Origin of the sequence: Streptomyces tatrensis (assembly GCF_049310065.1) — a bacterium.
Taxonomy (GTDB): Bacteria; Actinomycetota; Actinomycetes; order Streptomycetales; family Streptomycetaceae; genus Streptomyces.
Window position 1 is genome coordinate 2,665,441 of sequence record NZ_JBMDLB010000011.1, and the last position, 16,537, is coordinate 2,681,977.

The following is a 16,537-nucleotide window of genomic DNA, read 5'->3' on the forward strand; positions in this document are numbered from 1 at the left end:
GACGCACGCATGACGATGGGGCCCCGCACGCGGGGCCCCATTGCCGTGTTCCGCCCGAGGACCGTCCTAAAGGCCGTCGAGGAAGGCCAGGGCCACCGCCCAGGCCTGCTCCGCGGCCTCGGCGTCGTAGTCGTCCAGCCCCGGGTCGGTGAACAGGTGGCCGGCCCCCGGATAGCCGTGGACCTCCACGTCCGCCCCGGCCTTGCGCATCCGCAGGTACCAGGCCGTCAGCCAGTCGTGCGGCTCGAAGGGGTCCGGATCGGCGATGTGCAGCTGCACCGGCAGCTCGTCGACGTAGGCGTTCTCCTCCAGGTCGGCCGTGCCGTGCAGGAGCAGCAGCCCGCGCGCCTTCTCGTCGGCGAACGCCAGGTGCTGGGCGATCGAGCCTCCGAAGGAGAAGCCGGCGTAGACCAGGCCCTGGTCGGAGTAGGGGGCCGAGGCCAGTACCGCCCGCTTGAGCAGCTCGTCGCGGCCGATCTCCTCCTGGTGGGCCATGCCCTCCTCGACGGTCTCGAAGGTGCGTCCCTCGAAGAGGTCCGGCACCTGGACCTGGTGCCCGGCCGCGCGCAGCCGGTCGGCCGCCTCCCGCACGGCGGGCCGCAGCCCGTAGGTCGAATGGAAAAGCATGATGTTCATGCCCCCATCGTGCCAGTTTCGAGCGGGCCCCTCCGGTTACGTTGGCCTGCATGGACACGGACTCCTTCCTGCGCCCGATCGCGGCCGTCGCCGGCACCCTGGCCGTCACCCTGCTCGCGGGCTGGCTGCTGGACCTGCTGCTGCGCCGCGCCGACGCCCGGCACAGCGAGACCCCGCTGTGGGGGCTGCTGCGCCGCTGCCGCCCGCCGTTCCTGGTGGTCCTGGCCGCCTCCCTGCTCCAGGCCGTGCGGCGGCGCGCGGACGGCCCCGGGCACGTGCTGACCCTGGTCCTGATCGCCGCGGCCGCGTGGCTGCTGATCCGCATCACGACGGCGATCGTGGACTCCACGTACGCCCGCTACGCGGCCGACGCCTCCGACCAGGCCAGGGTCCGCCGGGTCCGCACGCAGGTCACGCTGATCCAGCGGGTGGTCACGGCGGTGGTGATCGTCGTGGCCCTCGGCGCGATGCTCCTGACGTTCCCCGAGATGCGCACGGTCGGCACCTCGATGCTGGCCTCGGCGGGCGTGCTCGGCATCGTGGCGGGCATCGCGGCGCAGGCCGCCCTCGGCAACCTCTTCGCCGGACTCCAGATCGCCTTCGGCGACACCGTCCGGATCGGCGACACGGTGGTGGTGGACAAGGAGTGGGGCACGGTGGAGGAGATCACCCTGACCTTCCTCACGGTCCGCACCTGGGACGAGCGCCGGATCACGATGCCGGTCTCCTACTTCACGAGCAAGCCGTACGAGAACTGGTCGCGCGGCGGCGCCCAGATGACGGGCACCGTGTTCTGGCACCTGGACCACAGTGCCCCGGTGGGGCTGATGCGCGAGCAGCTCCAGCGGATCCTGGCGGACATCCCGGAATGGGACGGGCGGACCGGCTCCCTGGCGGTCACCGACACCACCCCGCACACCATCCAGGTCCGCGCGGTGGTCACGGCGAAGGACGGCGACGCCGTGTGGACCGTCCGCTGCGCGGTCCGCGAACGCCTCATCACCTGGCTGACGGCCCACCATCCGTACGCCCTGCCCCGCATCATCATGACGGAGGCGGTTCACCCGCCCGCCCCCTGACGTACAGGCAGGCCGGGCAGGGGTGTTGGCTCCCCCGCACCACCTCCCCGGCGCCAAAGGCCAGGCCCCGCTTGACCCTTCGGCGGACGGAACCTAGGTTCGTGGAGCTGGCTTGATTTGCGCTGGTCAGACGAGGGGAGACACGTATGGGACCGGAGACCGGTGCCCACCGGGGAGGGTCCGGCGCGCTGGCCGTGCTGGAACTGCTCGCGCAGGAGGCTCCGCCCGGGGTCTTACAGGCCCTGCTGCACGAGGCCCGAAGATCCGGGGCCGGTGCGGCGGAGATAACAGAGCTGACCCGCGCCCTGGAGCTCGCCGAGACCGTCCGCGGCAACGCCGCGCTCGGCCGGCAGCGAAAGGCGTCCCTGGCCGCGCTGGTGGACACCGCACACGACCTGACCTCACCGTACGACCTGGACGGCCTGCTCCGGGTGATCAACCGCAGGGCCCGGCGACTGCTCGGCCTCGACATGGCCTGGGTGTCCCTCAACCGCCCCGACGGCACCGGTTACGTGCGCACCTCCGAGGGCGAGAGCACCACCCAGAACACCGGGCTCGAACTGGGCTCGGGTCTGGGCGGCGCCGCCCAGACCCACCGGGCGCCCTTGTGGAGCGCCGATTACCTCAACGACGACGCCGTCCCGCACGGCCCCGGCCTCGACACCGTGGCCCGGGCCGAGGGGCTGCGCGCGATCATCGCCGTGCCCCTGCGCAACGGGGACTCCACGCTGGGCGCCCTGTACGGCGCCGACCGGGAGGTGCGCCGCTTCACCCCGGACGAGATCGGGCTGCTGCTCTCGCTCGCCGACCTGGCGGCCGTCGCCATCGAGAAGGCGCGCCTGCTGGAGCAGACCCAGGAGGAGGTCGCCGAGCTGGAGCGGTTCGGATCCCAGACCAACTCCACCCTGACCCGGGTCCGTTACCTGTGGGAGTGCCACGCCCGGCTGGCCGGGCTGGTACTGGACGGGGCGAGCCTGTCGGCGCTGGCGCGGGCGACCGCGGACGCGCTGGACGGGGTCGTCCAGGTCCGGGATCCCGGCGGGCGGCTGCTGGTCTCCACCGGTGAGCTCCCGGCGGACCTCGACGAGGAGGCCGTCGCGAGGGCGGCCCTGGCGGCCCACGGGCTGCGTCCCGTGGAACTGCCCGGCGACGTGTGGCTGGTCCCGGTGCTGGCCGGCGCCGAGGAGCTCGGCGTCCTGGTGCTGCACGCCTCGGCGCCGCTGACGGTCGAGGACGTACGGCTCCTGCGGATGGCCGCCCAGACCGTGGCCTCGCTGATCCTGATCCAGCGCGGCACCGCCGCCGCGGAGGGCCCGGTCCACGAGGAGCTGCTCCAGGAACTGCTGGACCGGCACCGGCCGACCCGCTCCGACCGGCACCTGCTGGAGCGCGTCCGGCGCCTGGGGATCGAGCTGGACCGCCCGCACGTGGTGGTGGTGGCCCGGCCGGAGGGCGGGGAGCTGGGCAGGGCGGTGGCCTGGGCGTCCTCGTACGCCCACCGGATGAACGGGCTGGGGGGCGTGCGCCGCGGGTGCATCGTCCTCGTGGTCCCCGGCTCCGACGCCGGGGCCGCCGCCCGCCAGGTCTCGGCCGAACTGTCACCGCTGCTCGGGCACCCGGTGTCCACCGGGGCCGCCGGGCCCTCGCGCAGCGCCCGCGACGTGGCCCAGGTGTACGCGGAGGCCGTGCGCTGCCTGGACGCCCTGACGGCGCTCGACGGCGCCGGCGGAACCGCCTCGCTGAGCGAACTGGGCTTCCTGGGACTGCTGTTGTCCACCGACCACGATGTCGAGGCGTTCATCGGGTCGACGATCGGACCGGTCCTGGACTACGACGGGACCCGCTTCACGGAGCTGACCCGCACCCTGGACTCGTACTTCGAGTCGGGGGGCAGCCCCACCCGTGCGGCCGAGGCGCTGCACGTCCACGCCAACACCGTCTCGCGCCGCATGGCGCGCATCACGGAACTGCTCGGCCCGCACTGGCAGCGGCCGGACCGGGCCCTGGAGATCCAGATGGCGCTGCGGCTGCGCAAGGCCCGCGACGTCCTGCACGAACGGCGCACCGAGTCGGGGTCCGACTCCGGGGCCGCTCCTCGCATGGTGTGACGGGTGAGGCGGGTGGGGCGGGGGCCGGGGGGCTACTGCCGCGCCGCGGCGAGGCTGTGGGCGGCGTGGGCGATGGAGGCCAGGGTGACGTGCCGGTGCCAGCCGTGCAGGGAACGTCCGGCGTAGTCGCGCAGTCCCAGTTCCCGGCCGCTGCGCTGGGAGGCGAGCGCCACCCGCGGGGCCTGCTTGGTCAGCCGCAGCAGGCGGACCACGGACAGCCGGGTCATGTCGGTGATCCACAGACGGGTCGGCAGCCGGTGCGGGTCGGTCCACTCGCCGACCAGCACGAGCTGGCGCCGCCGGGCGGCCGACGGGTCGGGCATCATCACGCCGACGGCGACGGCGAGGGAGCTGCGGCGCACCGACGGGTTGACCGGGTCGGCCCACTCGACGGGCGCGCGCAGCCCCTTGAGGGACTGGAGGATGTCCTCGGCGTTCAGCGGGCCGGCGCCGTAGCCGGGCAGCGCGGGGTCGGTGACGAGCAGCCGGCCGACCGGGCTGATCCGGGCGAGGACGGGGATCCGGGCCTCGGCGAAGCGGTTCATCGTCAGGCGGGTGCCGATGTCGCGGATGTCGAGGACCACCGGGTGGGCGGGCATCGCGGCGGCCTTGACCGTCTCGATGACACCGCTGGCCGCGCACTCCTCGTACGAGGTGTGGTGCGCCCGCTCGGGGCTGCCGACGCTGCGCCGCACGGAGTTGGCGGTGGCCCCGGCGTCGTTCTCGCCGTCCGGTACGAACAGCCGCCAGCCGATCGGCGTGGCCACCTCGGGTGAGGTGAACCAGGTGCCGAACGCCTGCTGGCCGCGGAACATCTGGCCCTGGTGCGGGTCGAAGTGGTGGCCCACGCCGACCGAGTGCTCGCCGCCCTTGGGGATCGCCATCGGCTGGGCGACCCACGCCGTCGGCGGGGTGGTGCGCTCCAGGTAGCCCGACAGCGCGGTGCGCAGGGGCTGCCAGTCCCAGGTGGAGCTGAAGATGAAGTGGTGCAGGCTCTGTTCGGCGGCGTCCCCCTCGACGTGGGCGGCGATGCTGCGGATGGACTTGCGCCCCGAGGTGGCGAGCAGGCCCCGTACGTACCCCTGGGCCTTCTCCCGCTGGTCCTTGCGGCGGAGCGAGGCGAAGACCGTGCCGCACAGGTCCTCGGTGATTTCACGGAGCGGGTCGCGCCGGTCGTGGACCGCGGTGGAGCGGCCCTCCCGCGCACCCACGACGGACAGTTCCCTTCGGACGATGGTGTTCATGACGGTGGTCACCACAGGCCCCCCTAGGCTGCTTCGAATGCAGTCATACCGTCGCCCCCGGGCCCCCTCGCGGGGGAGGTGCGCCGGCCACCTGCCTGTGGCCGGGGGTGGTGGCGGGACCCCACACCCCGTGCGGCACAAGGGGTGTAGGGGGTCGGCCGAGATGTGACCGGGGTGTGGCCCGGGTACGGCCCGGGAGGGTCAGGTGTACCGGAGGTTGCCGAGGTACGACTGCACGTTGCGGCGGGTCTCGGGGACCGAGTCCCCGCCGAACTTCTCGACGAGGGCGTCGGCCAGCACGAGGGCGACCATGGCCTCGGCGACGATGCCCGCCGCCGGCACGGCGCACACGTCGGAGCGCTGGTGGTGCGCGACCGTCGCCTCGCCGGTCGCCACGTCGACCGTGGCGAGCGCCCGCGGCACCGTCGCGATGGGCTTCATCGCGGCCCGCACCCGCAGCGGTTCGCCGGTGCTCAGCCCGCCCTCGGTGCCGCCGGAACGGCCGGAGGTGCGCCGCAGGCCCTCGGGGGTGGAAACGATCTCGTCGTGCGCCTTCGAGCCGGGCACCCGGGCGAGTTCGAAGCCGTCGCCGACCTCGACGCCCTTGATGGCCTGGATGCCCATCAGCGCGGCCGCCAGACGTGCGTCCAGGCGCCGGTCCCAGTGGACGTGCGAGCCGAGCCCGACGGGTACGCCGTACGCCAGGACCTCGACCACGCCGCCCAGGGTGTCGCCGTCCCTGTGGGCCCGGTCGATCTCCGCGACCATCGCCTTGCCCGCGTCCGCGTCCAGGCATCGCACGGGGTCCGCGTCGAGCTCCTCCACGTCGGCCGGCTTCGGGTACACCCCGTACGGGGCCCTGGCCCCGGCCAGTTCCACCACGTGCGAGACGATCTCGATCCCGGCGGCCTCCTTCAGGAAGGACCGGGCGATCGCCCCCAGCGCGACCCGCGCGGCCGTCTCGCGCGCACTGGCACGCTCCAGGACCGGCCGGGCCTCGTCGAACCCGTACTTCTGCATCCCCGCCAGGTCCGCGTGCCCCGGACGCGGACGCGTCAGCGGAGCATTGCGGCCCGTCTCCTTCAGCGACGACGGATCCACCGGATCGGCCGACATCACCGTCCGCCACTTCGGCCACTCGCTGTTGCCGACCATCACCGCCACCGGAGAACCCAGCGACAGGCCGTGCCGGACCCCGCCGAGGAAAGTGATCTCGTCCTGCTCGAACGTCATCCGCGCACCACGCCCGTAGCCGAGCCGGCGCCGGGCCAGGTGCTCGGCCACCAGGGCGGTGGTGACCGGAACACCGGCCGGAAGCCCCTCCAGCGTCGCCACCAGGGCCGGTCCGTGCGATTCCCCGGCCGTCAGCCAGCGCAGCCTGCTCAACGGACGCCTCCCTCGACGAGTTCGGCGGACCGCGCCGGCCCGGCCGTGAAGTCACGGGACCCGTGGAGCCACGCCACCGAGTCGTAGAGGTCGTCCGCGCTGTACCCGGCGAGCATCCGGTTGCGGGCCGTCGCCTCCTCGCCCGCGGGGTGGTAGAGCTGCGTGCCCATCTCCCGGGCCACCAGCTGGGTCTTCGCCGTGCGCTCGCGCCGCTGCTCGTTGTACCGCGCCAGCCGCCGGACGACGTCCTGGCCGTCCGGGTCCAGCACCTCGCCGAGCACGACCGCGTCCTCCAGCGCCATGCAGGCGCCCTGGGCCGCGTACTGGAGCATCGGGTGCGCGGCGTCGCCCATGAGCGCGACCCGGCCGTCCGTCCAGCCCTCGACCGGGTCCCGGTCGCACAGCACCCAGGTCTTCCACTCCTCGCCGAGCTCGAGCAGCCGCCGGGCCGCGTCGCCCAGCTCCGGGAACTCGCCCAGTACGTGGTCCCGGTCCACCGGCAGCCCTACGAGCGCCTCGCGCGCGCCGTTGTCGCGGGTGGCGGCCAGGTTGAGGAACTCGCCGCCGCCGATCGCGTAGTGCACGAAGTGCCACTTGGGGCCGGCCCACAGGGTCACGCTGTTCCAGCGCAGCTCCTCGGGCACCTTCTCCATGGGGATGACGGAGCGGTAGATCGTGTGGCCCGAGACCCGCGGGTCCCCGTCTCCGATCAGCTGGCGGCGTACGGCCGACCGGATGCCGTCGGCTCCGATCAGTACGTCACCGGTGAACCGCTGCCCGGTGTCGGTGATCGCCGTGACCTCCTCGGCCGTCTGCTCGTACCGGATGACCGGGTGCCCGGCCAGCAGGGTGACTCCGTCGGCGGCCCGGCAGGCGTCGAGCAGCGGCTGGTAGAGGTCGCCGCGGTGGACGACGGCGTACGGGTTGCCGAACCGCTCCCGGTAGGCGCCCGTCAGCGGCATGCGCGCGACGCGCTCCCCGGTGGTGGCGTCCATGAAGCGCAGCTCGTCGATGAAGACGGCCCGGTCGCGCACGGCCTGTCCCGCACCGAGCCGGTCGAGGGCGTGGAAGGCGTTGGGGCCCAGCTGGATTCCCGCGCCGAGCTCGGCGAATCCGGGCCGGCGCTCCAGCACGGTCACCCGGTGGCCCCGGGCCGCCAGGCTGAGCGCCGTCGCCAGTCCGCCTATGCCGCCGCCGGCGACGAGTACGTCCGTCATCCTCGTTCTCCTTCTGTCTTCGGGAACAGCTGGGCCAGTTCGGCGTGGAAGCCGGGGAAGGTCTTGCCCACGCAGGCCGGGTCGTCGAGGTGGAGGCCCTGTGCGCGCAGTCCGAGCACGGAGAAGGCCATGGCGATCCGGTGGTCGCGGTGGCAGGCGATCCGGGCGGGGCGGACCTCGCCCGGATGCACGGTGATCCAGTCCCGGCCGGTCTCGGTCCGCACCCCGCACGCGGAGAGGTTCAGGGCGACCGCCGCGATCCGGTCCGACTCCTTGAGGCGGGCGTGGCCGATGCCGCGGATGGTGATGGGGGCGTCCGCGAGCGGCGCGATCGCGGCCAGCGTCATGAAGGTGTCCGAGATCGTGCCCATGTCCACGTCGAATCCGCCGCGGAGCCGGCCGGTGCCGGTGACCGTCGTCGCGTGATCGCCGATCTCCACCTCGGCTCCGGCCCGGCGCAGGACGCCGGCGAAGCCGAGGTCGCCCTGGAGGCTGTCCCGCCCGAGACCGGGCACGGTGACCGAGCGTCCGGTGACGGCCGCGGCCGCGAAGACGTAGGAGGCGGTGGAGGCGTCCGGTTCGATCACGAGGTCGGTGGCGCGGTATCCGCCGGTGCCGATCCCGAACACGCCCGGCGCGTCTTCGGTGACCCGCGCGCCGAAGCGGCGCATCAGGGCGATGGTCATGTCGATGTACGGGCGGCTGACGAGCTCGCCGACCGTCACGGTCAGCGGGGAGCGCAGCAGGGGTGCGGCCATGAGCAGCCCGCTCAGGAACTGGCTGCTCAGCCCCCCGTCGACGGCGAGTTCGCCCCCGTCGAGCGCCCCGGCGTCGATGCGCAGCGGCAGGGTGCCCCCGTCCTCGGTCCGCACCCTCGCGCCGAGCCGCCCCAGGGCGTCGGCGAGCGGGCGGAGCGGGCGGGCGCGCAGCTGCTCCGAGCCGTCGAAGACGTACGAGCCGTGGCCGGCCGCGGCGAAGGGCGGCAGGAAGCGGGCCGCGGTCCCGGCGTCGGCGCACCAGACGCGGCCGCCGCGGGCCGGTCCTCCGGCGAGGCCCGCGACCTCCCAGAACTCGTCGTGGGGGGTCGCCGTCACCTGGACTCCGAGACCCGTCAGGGCGGTCCGGAAGGCGGTGGTGTCCTCGCTGACCAGGGGGGCGCGCAGGCAGCTGGTGCCGTCCGCCGCGGCCGCGAGGAGCAGCGCGCGGTTGGTGATGCTCTTCGAGCCCGGGATCCGGGCCGTGCGGCCCGTACCGGCGAGGGTCCCCGCGGTCATCGGGTTCCCTCCTTCGGCGACGGCCCCTCGGACCCGGGCGCCGCCTGCCGTTCGGCGGCGCGGGCTATGCTCGTACGGACGGCCGCCGCGACCCGCTCCGGGGTGAGGCCGTGCTTCTCGTACAGGGCCGGGTACGGCGCGGAGGCGCCGAAGGTGTCGATGCCGACGGCCTCGCCCGCATCGCCGATCAGGGTGGGCCAGCCGAGGGTGGAGCCCGCCTCCACCGAGACCCTTGCGCGCAGGCGCGGCGGGAGTACCCGGTCGCGGTACTCCCGGGGCTGCTCCGCGAACCACTCCAGGCAGGGCAGCGAGACGACCCGGGTCGGGATGCCGTCCTGCTGCAGGAGTTCGCGTGCCGCGAGCGCGATGTGGACCTCGCTGCCGGTGGCCAGGACGAGCGCCCGGGGCTCTGCGCCCTCGGCTTCGGCCCGTACGTAGCCGCCCCGGGCGACGGCCGCGGCGCCGGGGTCGGGCAGGACGGGGACGTTCTGGCGGGTCAGGCAGAGTCCGGCGGGCCGGTCGTCCCGCTCCAGGATCGCCCGCCAGGCGGCGGCGGTCTCGTTGGCGTCGGCCGGGCGGACCACGTCGAGGCCGGGGATCAGGCGCAGGGACCAGAGGTGCTCGACGGGCTGGTGGGTGGGGCCGTCCTCGCCGAGTCCGATGGAGTCGTGGGTCCAGACGTAGGTGACGGGCAGCTTCATCATGGCGGCGAGGCGGACGGCGGGGCGCATGTAGTCGGAGAAGACGAGGAAGGTGCCGCCGTAGGGGCGGGTTCCGCCGTGCAGGGCGATGCCGTTCAGGACGGCCCCCATGCCGTGCTCGCGGATGCCGAAGTGGAGCGTGCGGCCGTAGGGGTGGCCGGGGAAGGCCCGGGTGGCGAACTCCGAGGGGATGAAGGAGGGTTCGTCCTTCATGGTGGTGTTGTTGGACTCGGCGAGGTCGGCGGAGCCGCCCCACAGTTCGGGCAGTACGCCGGCCAGCGCGGACAGCACCTCGCCCGAGGCCTTGCGGGTGGCCATCTCGCCGCCCGCGGTGAACTCCGGCAGCGCGCCGCTCCAGCCCTCGGGCAGCCGTTTGGCGTCGACCCTGTCGAAGAGGGCCGCCTGCTCGGGCCGGGCGGTGCGCCAGTCCTGGTAACGCTTGTCCCACTCCGCGCGGGCCGCCCGGCCGCGGTCGGCGACCTCGCGGGCGTGGGCGAGCACCTCGGCGGGGACCTGGAAGGCGGCCTCCGGGTCCAGGCCCATGGCGGCCTTGGCCGCGGCCGCCTCGCCGGCGCCGAGCGCGGATCCGTGGATCTTGCCGGTGTTCTGCTTGGTGGGGGCGGGCCAGCCGATGATCGTGCGCAGCGCGACGATCGAGGGACGGCCGGTCTCCTCGCGGGCGGCGGCCAGCGCCGCGTGCAGGGCCGGAACGTCCTCTTCGTAGGAGCCGGTCCGGGTCCAGTCGACCTGCCGGACGTGCCAGCCGTAGGCGGCGTAGCGGGCGAGCACGTCCTCCGACACGGCGATGGAGGTGTCGTCCTCGATCGAGATCCGGTTGTCGTCCCAGAGCACGACGAGGTTGCCGAGCCGCTGGTGTCCGGCGAGCGAGCCGACCTCGTGGCTGATGCCCTCTTCGAGGTCCCCGTCGGAGGCGAACACCCAGACGGTGTGGTCGAACGGGGAAGTGCCGGGGGCGGCGTCCGGGTCGAAGAGGCCGCGTTCGCGGCGGGCGGCCATGGCCATGCCGACGGCGTTGCCGAGGCCCTGGCCGAGGGGGCCCGTGGTGGTCTCGACGCCGGGGGTGTGCCCGTACTCGGGGTGGGCGGGGGTGAGGCTGCCCTCGGTGCGCAGCGCCTTGAGGTCGTCGAGTTCCAGGCCGTAGCCGGAGAGGTAGAGCTGGGTGTAGAGGGTGAGGCTGGAGTGTCCGCAGGACAGGACGAAGCGGTCGCGACCGGTCCAGCGGGGGGCCGCCGGGTCGTGGCGCAGCAGCCGCTGGAAGAGGAGGTACGCCGCCGGCGCCAGGCTCATGGCCGTGCCGGGGTGGCCGTGCCCGGCCCTCTCGACTGCGTCGACCGCGAGGGCGCGAGCGACTTCGACGGACTGCTGGTCGAGTGCGGACCACTCGAAGGCGGGGTTGCTGGTGCTCGCCTGGGTATTCACCGGACGGTCAGGGCTCCTTGTTCGCTGGCGTGGGCTCGGGCGTGGGCGTGGGCAAGGGCTGGGCTGGGCCCCGCGATGGTCGCGGTGACCGCTGGAGTGGGCTCGGAGACGTGGCGGAAGGACTCGTGTGCCCCGGGGTTGGACAGGTGCGCCTCGATGACCGGCGCCGTGGCCGTGGCCACGGCCACGGCGTCCCGCACGGCGTACGGGTAGTGCGTGAGGGCGGCCGGGGCGGGGACCGCCCGGCCCGCCCCCCTCCCCCGGTCCGGGCACCGCTCAGCTCTCGAGGGCCAGGCCGCGGCCGGCGAGCCGGTCGAGCGAGAAGACGCCCTCCGCGGTGGCTTCGACGTCGAAGAAGGAGCGCTCGGTGGGCGGGTAGCCGATGAGTTCCGCGGCCCGGTTGGGCAGCGCCGCGGCGAGCGCGGCCGATTCGGCGGACTCCCACAGGAGTACCGCGCCCCACCGGTCGGTCTCCCGGTCGGATATCCAGAACTTAAGCCGCAGACCGGCCAGTTGGCTGAACCGGTCGACCGCCTCGTCGCGCAGGAACCCGCGCAGCGAGTCGATGGTCTGCGCGGAGTCCTTCAGGTCCCACCAGACGATCACCGCTCGCACGAGCGCACCACTCCGATCAGCAGGTCGCGGGTGATCCGCACGCCGTCCTCGGTGAGCACCGACTCGGCGTGGAACTGCATCGAGGCGAAGCCCTGTCCGCGCAGGGCGTGCACCTCACCGGTCTCGGTGTCGCGGCTGACCTCGACGATGCCGGCCTGCGGGTGCTCGAACTTGTCCTCGGCCAGCCGCGCCGCGAACGTGTTGTAGAAGCCGACCCGCTCCGGTGCGCCGAAGAGGTCGATCCGCCGCTGGACGCCCTGGTTGGGCACGGTCCTGCGGACCAGGTCGAGGCCGAGCAGGGTGGAGAGGACCTGGTGGCTGAGGCAGACCGCGAGGAACGGCCGCCGCTCGTCCAGCAGCCGGGTGACCACCGCCCTGAGGTGCGCGATCTTGGGGTGTGCGCTCTCGCCCGGGTCGCCGGGACCCGGTCCCATGACGACCAGGTCGTGGGCATCGGTGTCGTACGGTTCGTCGAACCGGCTGACCGTCACCTCCAGGCCCATGGAGGCCAGCTGGTGGCCGATCATCGAGGTGAAGGTGTCCTCGGCGTCGATGATGAGCACGCTGCGGCCGGCCAGCTCCGGGACCGGCAGGGACCGCTCGGCGGTCTTGCGCAGCCAGAATCCGGCGATGCCCTCGTTGCGCTCCTCCAGGGCCTCGCGTACGTCGGCGTGCCGGGCGAAGCGGCTCGCGCCGCCCGCTTCGAGCGCGGACAGCAGTCCGGCCGCCTTCACCCGGGTCTCGGCGACCTCGCTCAGCGGGTCGGAGTGCCGTACGAGCGTCGCGCCGACGCCGATGCGCACCCGGCCGTCGGCCGCGATGTCGGCGGTGCGGATGAGGATCGCGGAGTCCATGGTGCGGCCGCCGTCGGCGTCCCGGCCGATGAGGGCCATGACGCCGCTGTAGTAGCCGCGGCCCTCCGGCTCGTACCGGTTGATCACCTTGCAGGCGCTCTCCAGCGGGCTGCCCGTGACGGTGGGGGCGAACATCGTCTCGCGCAGGATCTCCCGTACGTCGCGGGAGGTCTGCCCCTCGATGAAGTACTCGGTGTGGGCGAGGCGGGCCATCTCCTTGAGGTACGGGCCGACGACGCGGCCGCCTCCCTCGCAGATCCGGGCCATCATCTTGAGTTCCTCGTCCACGACCATGTACAGCTCGTCGGCCTCCTTGCGGTCGGCGAGGAAGGCCATCACGCCGGGCAGGTCGGGACCCGCGGCCGGGTAGCGGTAGGTGCCGCTGATCGGGTTCATCACGGCGGTGCCGTCGTGCAGGCTGACGTGCCGCTCGGGACTGGCACCGACGAAGGTGCGCTCCCCCGTGTGGACGAGGAAGGTCCAGTAGGCGCCCGACTCGCGCTCCAGCAGCCGCCGGAAGAAGGAGAGCGCGCTGGTCGGCGAGTAGTGGGTGATCTCCGCGACGAACGAGCGCTTGATGACGAAGTTCGCGCCCTCGCCGTTGCCGATCTCGCGCTCGATGACCTCGCGGACGACCGCGGCGTACGCGTCGTCGTCCACGTCGAAGTGGCCGCCGGTCAGGGTGACGGGCTCGTCGGGGAGCCTGCGCAGCGCGTCGGCCAGCGGGAGGAGCGCCTGCTCGCCGACCGCCATGGTGATCAGCGGTTCGCCGTCGTCGGTGCCGGCGAACCCCCGCTCGGTGATCTGCCGGTAGGGGATGACGGCCAGGGTCTCGTGCCGCGGTCCGGTGGCCGGGCCCTGCGGCACGGGGATCTCGGCGAGGGTGTCCGCGCTCGACACCTCGCCGAGCAGCACCTCCAGGAGCTCCTGCCCGGTCGTCTCGGGCCGGTACAGCAGGGCGTACGCCGGCGCGTGGCCGGTGAGCACCTGGTTCAGCAGGTCCGGGATCACCGGGCACCGCCCGTCGTGGTGAGTCCGGCGAGCACGGACTTCGTGGTGAGCTCGGAGAGCACGGACTTGGTGGTCTTGACGACCCCCGCGCGCTGGGCGACGTAGTCCAGGGCCATCCGGTGCTGTGCCTCGGAGAAATCGGCCACCGCGTCCGCGACGAGGAAGGACTGGATGTCGTTGGTGAAGGCCTCCACGACCGTCGCCAGCACGCCCACGTGGGCGTACACCCCGCAGACGACGAGCTGGTCGCGGCCCTGGAAGCGCATGCGCTCCATCAGCTCCGACTTGAAGAAGGCGCTGTAGCGCCACTTGGTGAACACCCAGTCGGAGGGGCCCGGTTCGATGGGGTCGACCACCCGGCGGTCCTCGGGTGAGACCTTCATTCCGGGGCCCCAGAAGTCCTTGAGCAGACCGCGCTCCTGCTCCGACATGCCGCCGGGCTGCGCGGTGTACGCGACCGGGATGCCGAGGGCGGCGCACTGTTCGCGCAGCAGCGTCGCGTTGCGCACCAGGTCGCCGACCGGGGCCTCGCCCTCGGGGAACGGGCGCAGGAAGTAGCGCTGCATGTCGTGGATCAGCAGCACCGCCCGGTCGGGGTCGACCGTCCAGTCGGCGGTGTTGACGGGGAGGTCGCCCTCGGAGGGCATGGGGTACGGGTCGATGGGCGGAATTCCCGCCATGGTCGCCTTCCTCTCGCTTGGGTGTGGGCTCTGGTGCCGGTTCGGCGGCGGTTCGGCGGCGGTTCGGCCGCGGTTCAGACGCCGAGTGCGGCGCCGCCGTCGACGGTGAGGTCGTGCAGGGTGATGTGCGAGGCGTGGTCGGAGAGCAGGAACGCCACCGCCTGGGCCACATCACGGGGGTGGGCCAGCTTGCCGAGGGGGATCCCCACCCGGAATTCGTCGGCGATGCCGTCGATCGAGCCCCGCGCGCCGCTGCCGTCCGCGCCGCCGTCCGTCCAGAGGGAGGTCAGCATCGGGGTGGCGGTGGATCCGGGGGCCACGACGTTGCACCGGATCCCGTACCGGGCCACTTCCAGGCCCAGGCACTTGGTGAACATGGCCGTCGCCGCCTTGGACGCCGCGTAGGCGGCCATCCCGGTCCGGGGGGTGCCGGCGGCGTTCGAGGCGACGGTGACCACCGCTCCCGAGCGGCGTTCCACCATGCGGCCGACCACGGCGCGCGAGACGAAGAAGACGCCGGTGGTGTTGACCGCGAAGGTGGCCGCCCAGTCTTCGTCGGACAGGGCCACCGCCTGGCCCAGCCGCAGCACGCCGGCCGAGTTGACCAGGTACTCCACCGGCCCCAGGACCCGCTCGACGGTGTCGACCAGGCCGTCCACCTGGGACGAGACGGTCACGTCGCAGGTGAACCCCTCGACGTCTCGTCCCTCGGCGCGCAGCTTGGCGACGGTGTCGCCGAGCGTCTCGGCGTGCCGGTCCACGGCCGCTACGGTCAGGCCGCGCTCGGCCAGGGTGCGGACGACCTCCTCACCGATGCCTCCGGCCGCGCCGGTGACCAGGGCGATCCCGCTGTCCATCGTTCCCTCTCCGTACATCACTGTCCCCGTCCCCTTCAGCCGAGCCAGGAGGCGGCCACGGCGACGGCCTGCCGCGGGTTGAGGCGCGGGTCGCAGAAGCTCGTGTACTTGTTGCCGACCTCGTGCAGCCGGTCCTGGTCGGCCACGCATTCGGTGACCGCCTCGGGCGTGGTCTCCAGGTGGATGCCGCCGGCGACGCCGCCCGCCCCGGTGACGGCGCGGTGGAACTCCAGGACCTCGCGCACCACGGTCTTCACGAGGCGCGTCTTGAGGCCCTCGGGGCCGCTGACGGTGTTGCCGTGCATCGGGTCGGTCAGCCAGATGACCGGGTGGCCGGCCTCCCGGACCGCCGCGACCAGCGGGGGGAGCTTCTCGCCGACCGTGTCGGCGCCCATGCGCGCGATCAGGGTCAGGCGGCCGGGCGTCTTGTCCGGGTCGAGCTTGAGGCACAGCGCGAGCAGGTCCTCGGTCGTCATGCCGGGGCCGACCTTGCAGGCCACCGGGTTCGACACCGAGGCCAGCAGCGCGACGTGCGCGCCTTCGACCTGACGGGTGCGCTCGCCGATCCACGGCCAGTGGGTCGAGCCGAGCAGCACCCGGCCGTCGGCCCGCGTCCGCATCATGGGCAGTTCGTAGTCGAGCAGCAGCGCCTCGTGGCTGGTCCACACGGTGGTGTCGGGGCGCGGGCTCCGCTCGTCCCGGTGCCAGCCGAGGCCCTCGATGACGCCCCGCGCCGCTTCGTAGCCCGTCAGCATGCGGGTGGGGTCGGGCTTGCGCAGCTCGGGGTCGGGCTCGGGGGCGTTGACCATGTGACCTCGGTAGACGGGGAGTTCGACGCCACCGACGATCTCGGTCGGGTTGGAGCGCGGCTTGCCGTACTGGCCCGCTATCCGGCCCACCCGGATCACGGGCTTGTGCGAGATCATCTTCATGGTGCCGGCGAGCACTTCCAGCAGGCCGGCCTTGCGGGCCACGCTGTCCGCGGAAGAGTCGGCCCAGTCCTCCGCGCAGTCGCCGGACTGGATGATCTGGACGCGGCCCTCCGCGGCCCCGGCGAGCAGGGCGAGCAGTCCGTCGACGTCGTCGGCGTCGACGAGCGGGGGCAGGGATGCCAGTTCCTCCTGTACCCGCCCGAGCTCCGCGTGCCCTGCCCAGTCCGGCTGCTGCGCGGCGGGCAAGGAGCGGAGGAATGCGTGGACACCGTTCACCTGGTACCTCCTGGGGTGAAGTGATGCCGCCTCCGATCGGGTTCGGGAAAGCGGCCGCCGCCGACTCTGGACGAAGCCTGCGGAGGGGATCAAAGGCGACCGCGGGACTATGTCAGATGGCGCCGAATATCCGTTTGGACATGACTTACTCTCTCGTTCGCGGTTGTCCCGGCCTGCCGACCGTCGGACACTCTGCTGGGCCATTCCGGGACAGGACGGGTGTCCCG

The 16,537-nt window shown here is 73.1% G+C and carries 14 protein-coding genes; 2 read left to right on the forward strand and 12 right to left on the reverse strand.

What is annotated here, in order from left to right:
• Positions 1 to 66: 66 nt before the first annotated feature.
• On the reverse strand, positions 67 to 636 hold the full coding sequence (locus tag ACODT5_RS27805) for a dienelactone hydrolase family protein (protein WP_422521928.1): 570 nt from the start codon (positions 634 to 636) through the stop codon (positions 67 to 69).
• Positions 637 to 686: 50 nt separating this feature from the next.
• Here ACODT5_RS27805 and ACODT5_RS27810 point away from each other — a divergent pair, with 50 nt between their 5' ends.
• Together ACODT5_RS27810 and ACODT5_RS27815 are read left to right on the forward strand one after the other, a co-directional pair.
• Complete coding sequence (locus tag ACODT5_RS27810) at positions 687 to 1,715, forward strand: mechanosensitive ion channel family protein (RefSeq protein WP_422521929.1); 1,029 nt, start codon at positions 687 to 689, stop codon at positions 1,713 to 1,715.
• Between the two features lie 146 nt (positions 1,716 to 1,861).
• Positions 1,862 to 3,823, forward strand: coding sequence for a helix-turn-helix domain-containing protein (locus ACODT5_RS27815; RefSeq protein WP_422521930.1), 1,962 nt, complete (start codon positions 1,862 to 1,864; stop codon positions 3,821 to 3,823).
• Between the two features lie 32 nt (positions 3,824 to 3,855).
• Here the strand turns inward: ACODT5_RS27815 and ACODT5_RS27820 are convergent, their stop codons facing one another.
• The 11 genes from ACODT5_RS27820 to ACODT5_RS27870 form a co-directional block, all read right to left on the reverse strand.
• Positions 3,856 to 5,067 carry an IS701 family transposase gene (locus ACODT5_RS27820; protein ID WP_422521931.1) on the reverse strand — a complete coding sequence of 404 codons (1,212 nt, stop codon included), beginning with the start codon at positions 5,065 to 5,067 and terminating at the stop codon, positions 3,856 to 3,858.
• 201 nt (positions 5,068 to 5,268) lie between these two features.
• The gene (aroC, locus tag ACODT5_RS27825; protein ID WP_422521932.1) at positions 5,269 to 6,453 is read right to left on the reverse strand and encodes a chorismate synthase; all 1,185 of its coding nucleotides are present in this window, start codon (positions 6,451 to 6,453) and stop codon (positions 5,269 to 5,271) included.
• Positions 6,450 to 7,670: a 3-hydroxybenzoate 6-monooxygenase gene (locus ACODT5_RS27830; RefSeq protein WP_422521933.1), complete on the reverse strand. Its 1,221-nt coding sequence runs from the start codon at positions 7,668 to 7,670 to the stop codon at positions 6,450 to 6,452. Before ACODT5_RS27830 ends, aroC begins: the two co-directional genes overlap by 4 nt.
• Positions 7,667 to 8,944: a 3-phosphoshikimate 1-carboxyvinyltransferase gene (gene aroA, locus ACODT5_RS27835; RefSeq protein ID WP_422521934.1), complete on the reverse strand. Its 1,278-nt coding sequence runs from the start codon at positions 8,942 to 8,944 to the stop codon at positions 7,667 to 7,669. Before aroA ends, ACODT5_RS27830 begins: the two co-directional genes overlap by 4 nt.
• Positions 8,941 to 11,085 carry a transketolase gene (gene tkt / locus ACODT5_RS27840; RefSeq protein WP_422521935.1) on the reverse strand — a complete coding sequence of 715 codons (2,145 nt, stop codon included), beginning with the start codon at positions 11,083 to 11,085 and terminating at the stop codon, positions 8,941 to 8,943. Before tkt ends, aroA begins: the two co-directional genes overlap by 4 nt.
• Positions 11,082 to 11,285 carry a type II 3-dehydroquinate dehydratase gene (locus tag ACODT5_RS27845; RefSeq protein ID WP_422521936.1) on the reverse strand — a complete coding sequence of 68 codons (204 nt, stop codon included), beginning with the start codon at positions 11,283 to 11,285 and terminating at the stop codon, positions 11,082 to 11,084. The genes tkt and ACODT5_RS27845 overlap by 4 nt, the downstream gene beginning before the upstream one ends.
• Before the next feature lie 76 nt (positions 11,286 to 11,361).
• Positions 11,362 to 11,700, reverse strand: a complete 339-nt coding sequence (locus ACODT5_RS27850) for a hypothetical protein (RefSeq protein ID WP_422521937.1) — start codon at positions 11,698 to 11,700, stop codon at positions 11,362 to 11,364.
• The gene (locus ACODT5_RS27855) at positions 11,688 to 13,565 is read right to left on the reverse strand and encodes an anthranilate synthase family protein (protein ID WP_422521938.1); all 1,878 of its coding nucleotides are present in this window, start codon (positions 13,563 to 13,565) and stop codon (positions 11,688 to 11,690) included. Before ACODT5_RS27855 ends, ACODT5_RS27850 begins: the two co-directional genes overlap by 13 nt.
• Positions 13,562 to 14,245 (reverse strand): isochorismatase family protein, encoded by a 684-nt coding sequence (locus ACODT5_RS27860; protein ID WP_422521939.1) that lies wholly within the window; start codon positions 14,243 to 14,245, stop codon positions 13,562 to 13,564. Before ACODT5_RS27860 ends, ACODT5_RS27855 begins: the two co-directional genes overlap by 4 nt.
• 74 nt (positions 14,246 to 14,319) lie before the next feature.
• Entirely contained in the window at positions 14,320 to 15,102 is a 783-nt protein-coding gene (locus tag ACODT5_RS27865) for a 2,3-dihydro-2,3-dihydroxybenzoate dehydrogenase (protein WP_422521940.1), read from the reverse strand.
• Between the two features lie 35 nt (positions 15,103 to 15,137).
• Entirely contained in the window at positions 15,138 to 16,310 is a 1,173-nt protein-coding gene (locus tag ACODT5_RS27870; protein ID WP_422521941.1) for a 3-deoxy-7-phosphoheptulonate synthase, read from the reverse strand.
• Positions 16,311 to 16,537: the final 227 nt, after the last annotated feature.

Bases quoted from the DNA above. Each gene is read 5' to 3' on its own strand.
- ACODT5_RS27805 (WP_422521928.1), bottom strand. From the start codon at position 636: ATGAACATCATGCTTTTCCATTCGACCTACGGGCTGCGGCCCGCCGTG.
- ACODT5_RS27820 (WP_422521931.1), bottom strand. From the start codon at position 5,067: ATGAACACCATCGTCCGAAGGGAACTGTCCGTCGTGGGTGCGCGGGAG.
- ACODT5_RS27830 (WP_422521933.1), bottom strand. From the start codon at position 7,670: ATGACGGACGTACTCGTCGCCGGCGGCGGCATAGGCGGACTGGCGACG.
- aroA (WP_422521934.1), bottom strand. From the start codon at position 8,944: ATGACCGCGGGGACCCTCGCCGGTACGGGCCGCACGGCCCGGATCCCG.
- ACODT5_RS27810 (WP_422521929.1), top strand. From the start codon at position 687: ATGGACACGGACTCCTTCCTGCGCCCGATCGCGGCCGTCGCCGGCACC.
- ACODT5_RS27865 (WP_422521940.1), bottom strand. From the start codon at position 15,102: ATGGACAGCGGGATCGCCCTGGTCACCGGCGCGGCCGGAGGCATCGGT.
- ACODT5_RS27815 (WP_422521930.1), top strand. From the start codon at position 1,862: ATGGGACCGGAGACCGGTGCCCACCGGGGAGGGTCCGGCGCGCTGGCC.
- ACODT5_RS27860 (WP_422521939.1), bottom strand. From the start codon at position 14,245: ATGGCGGGAATTCCGCCCATCGACCCGTACCCCATGCCCTCCGAGGGC.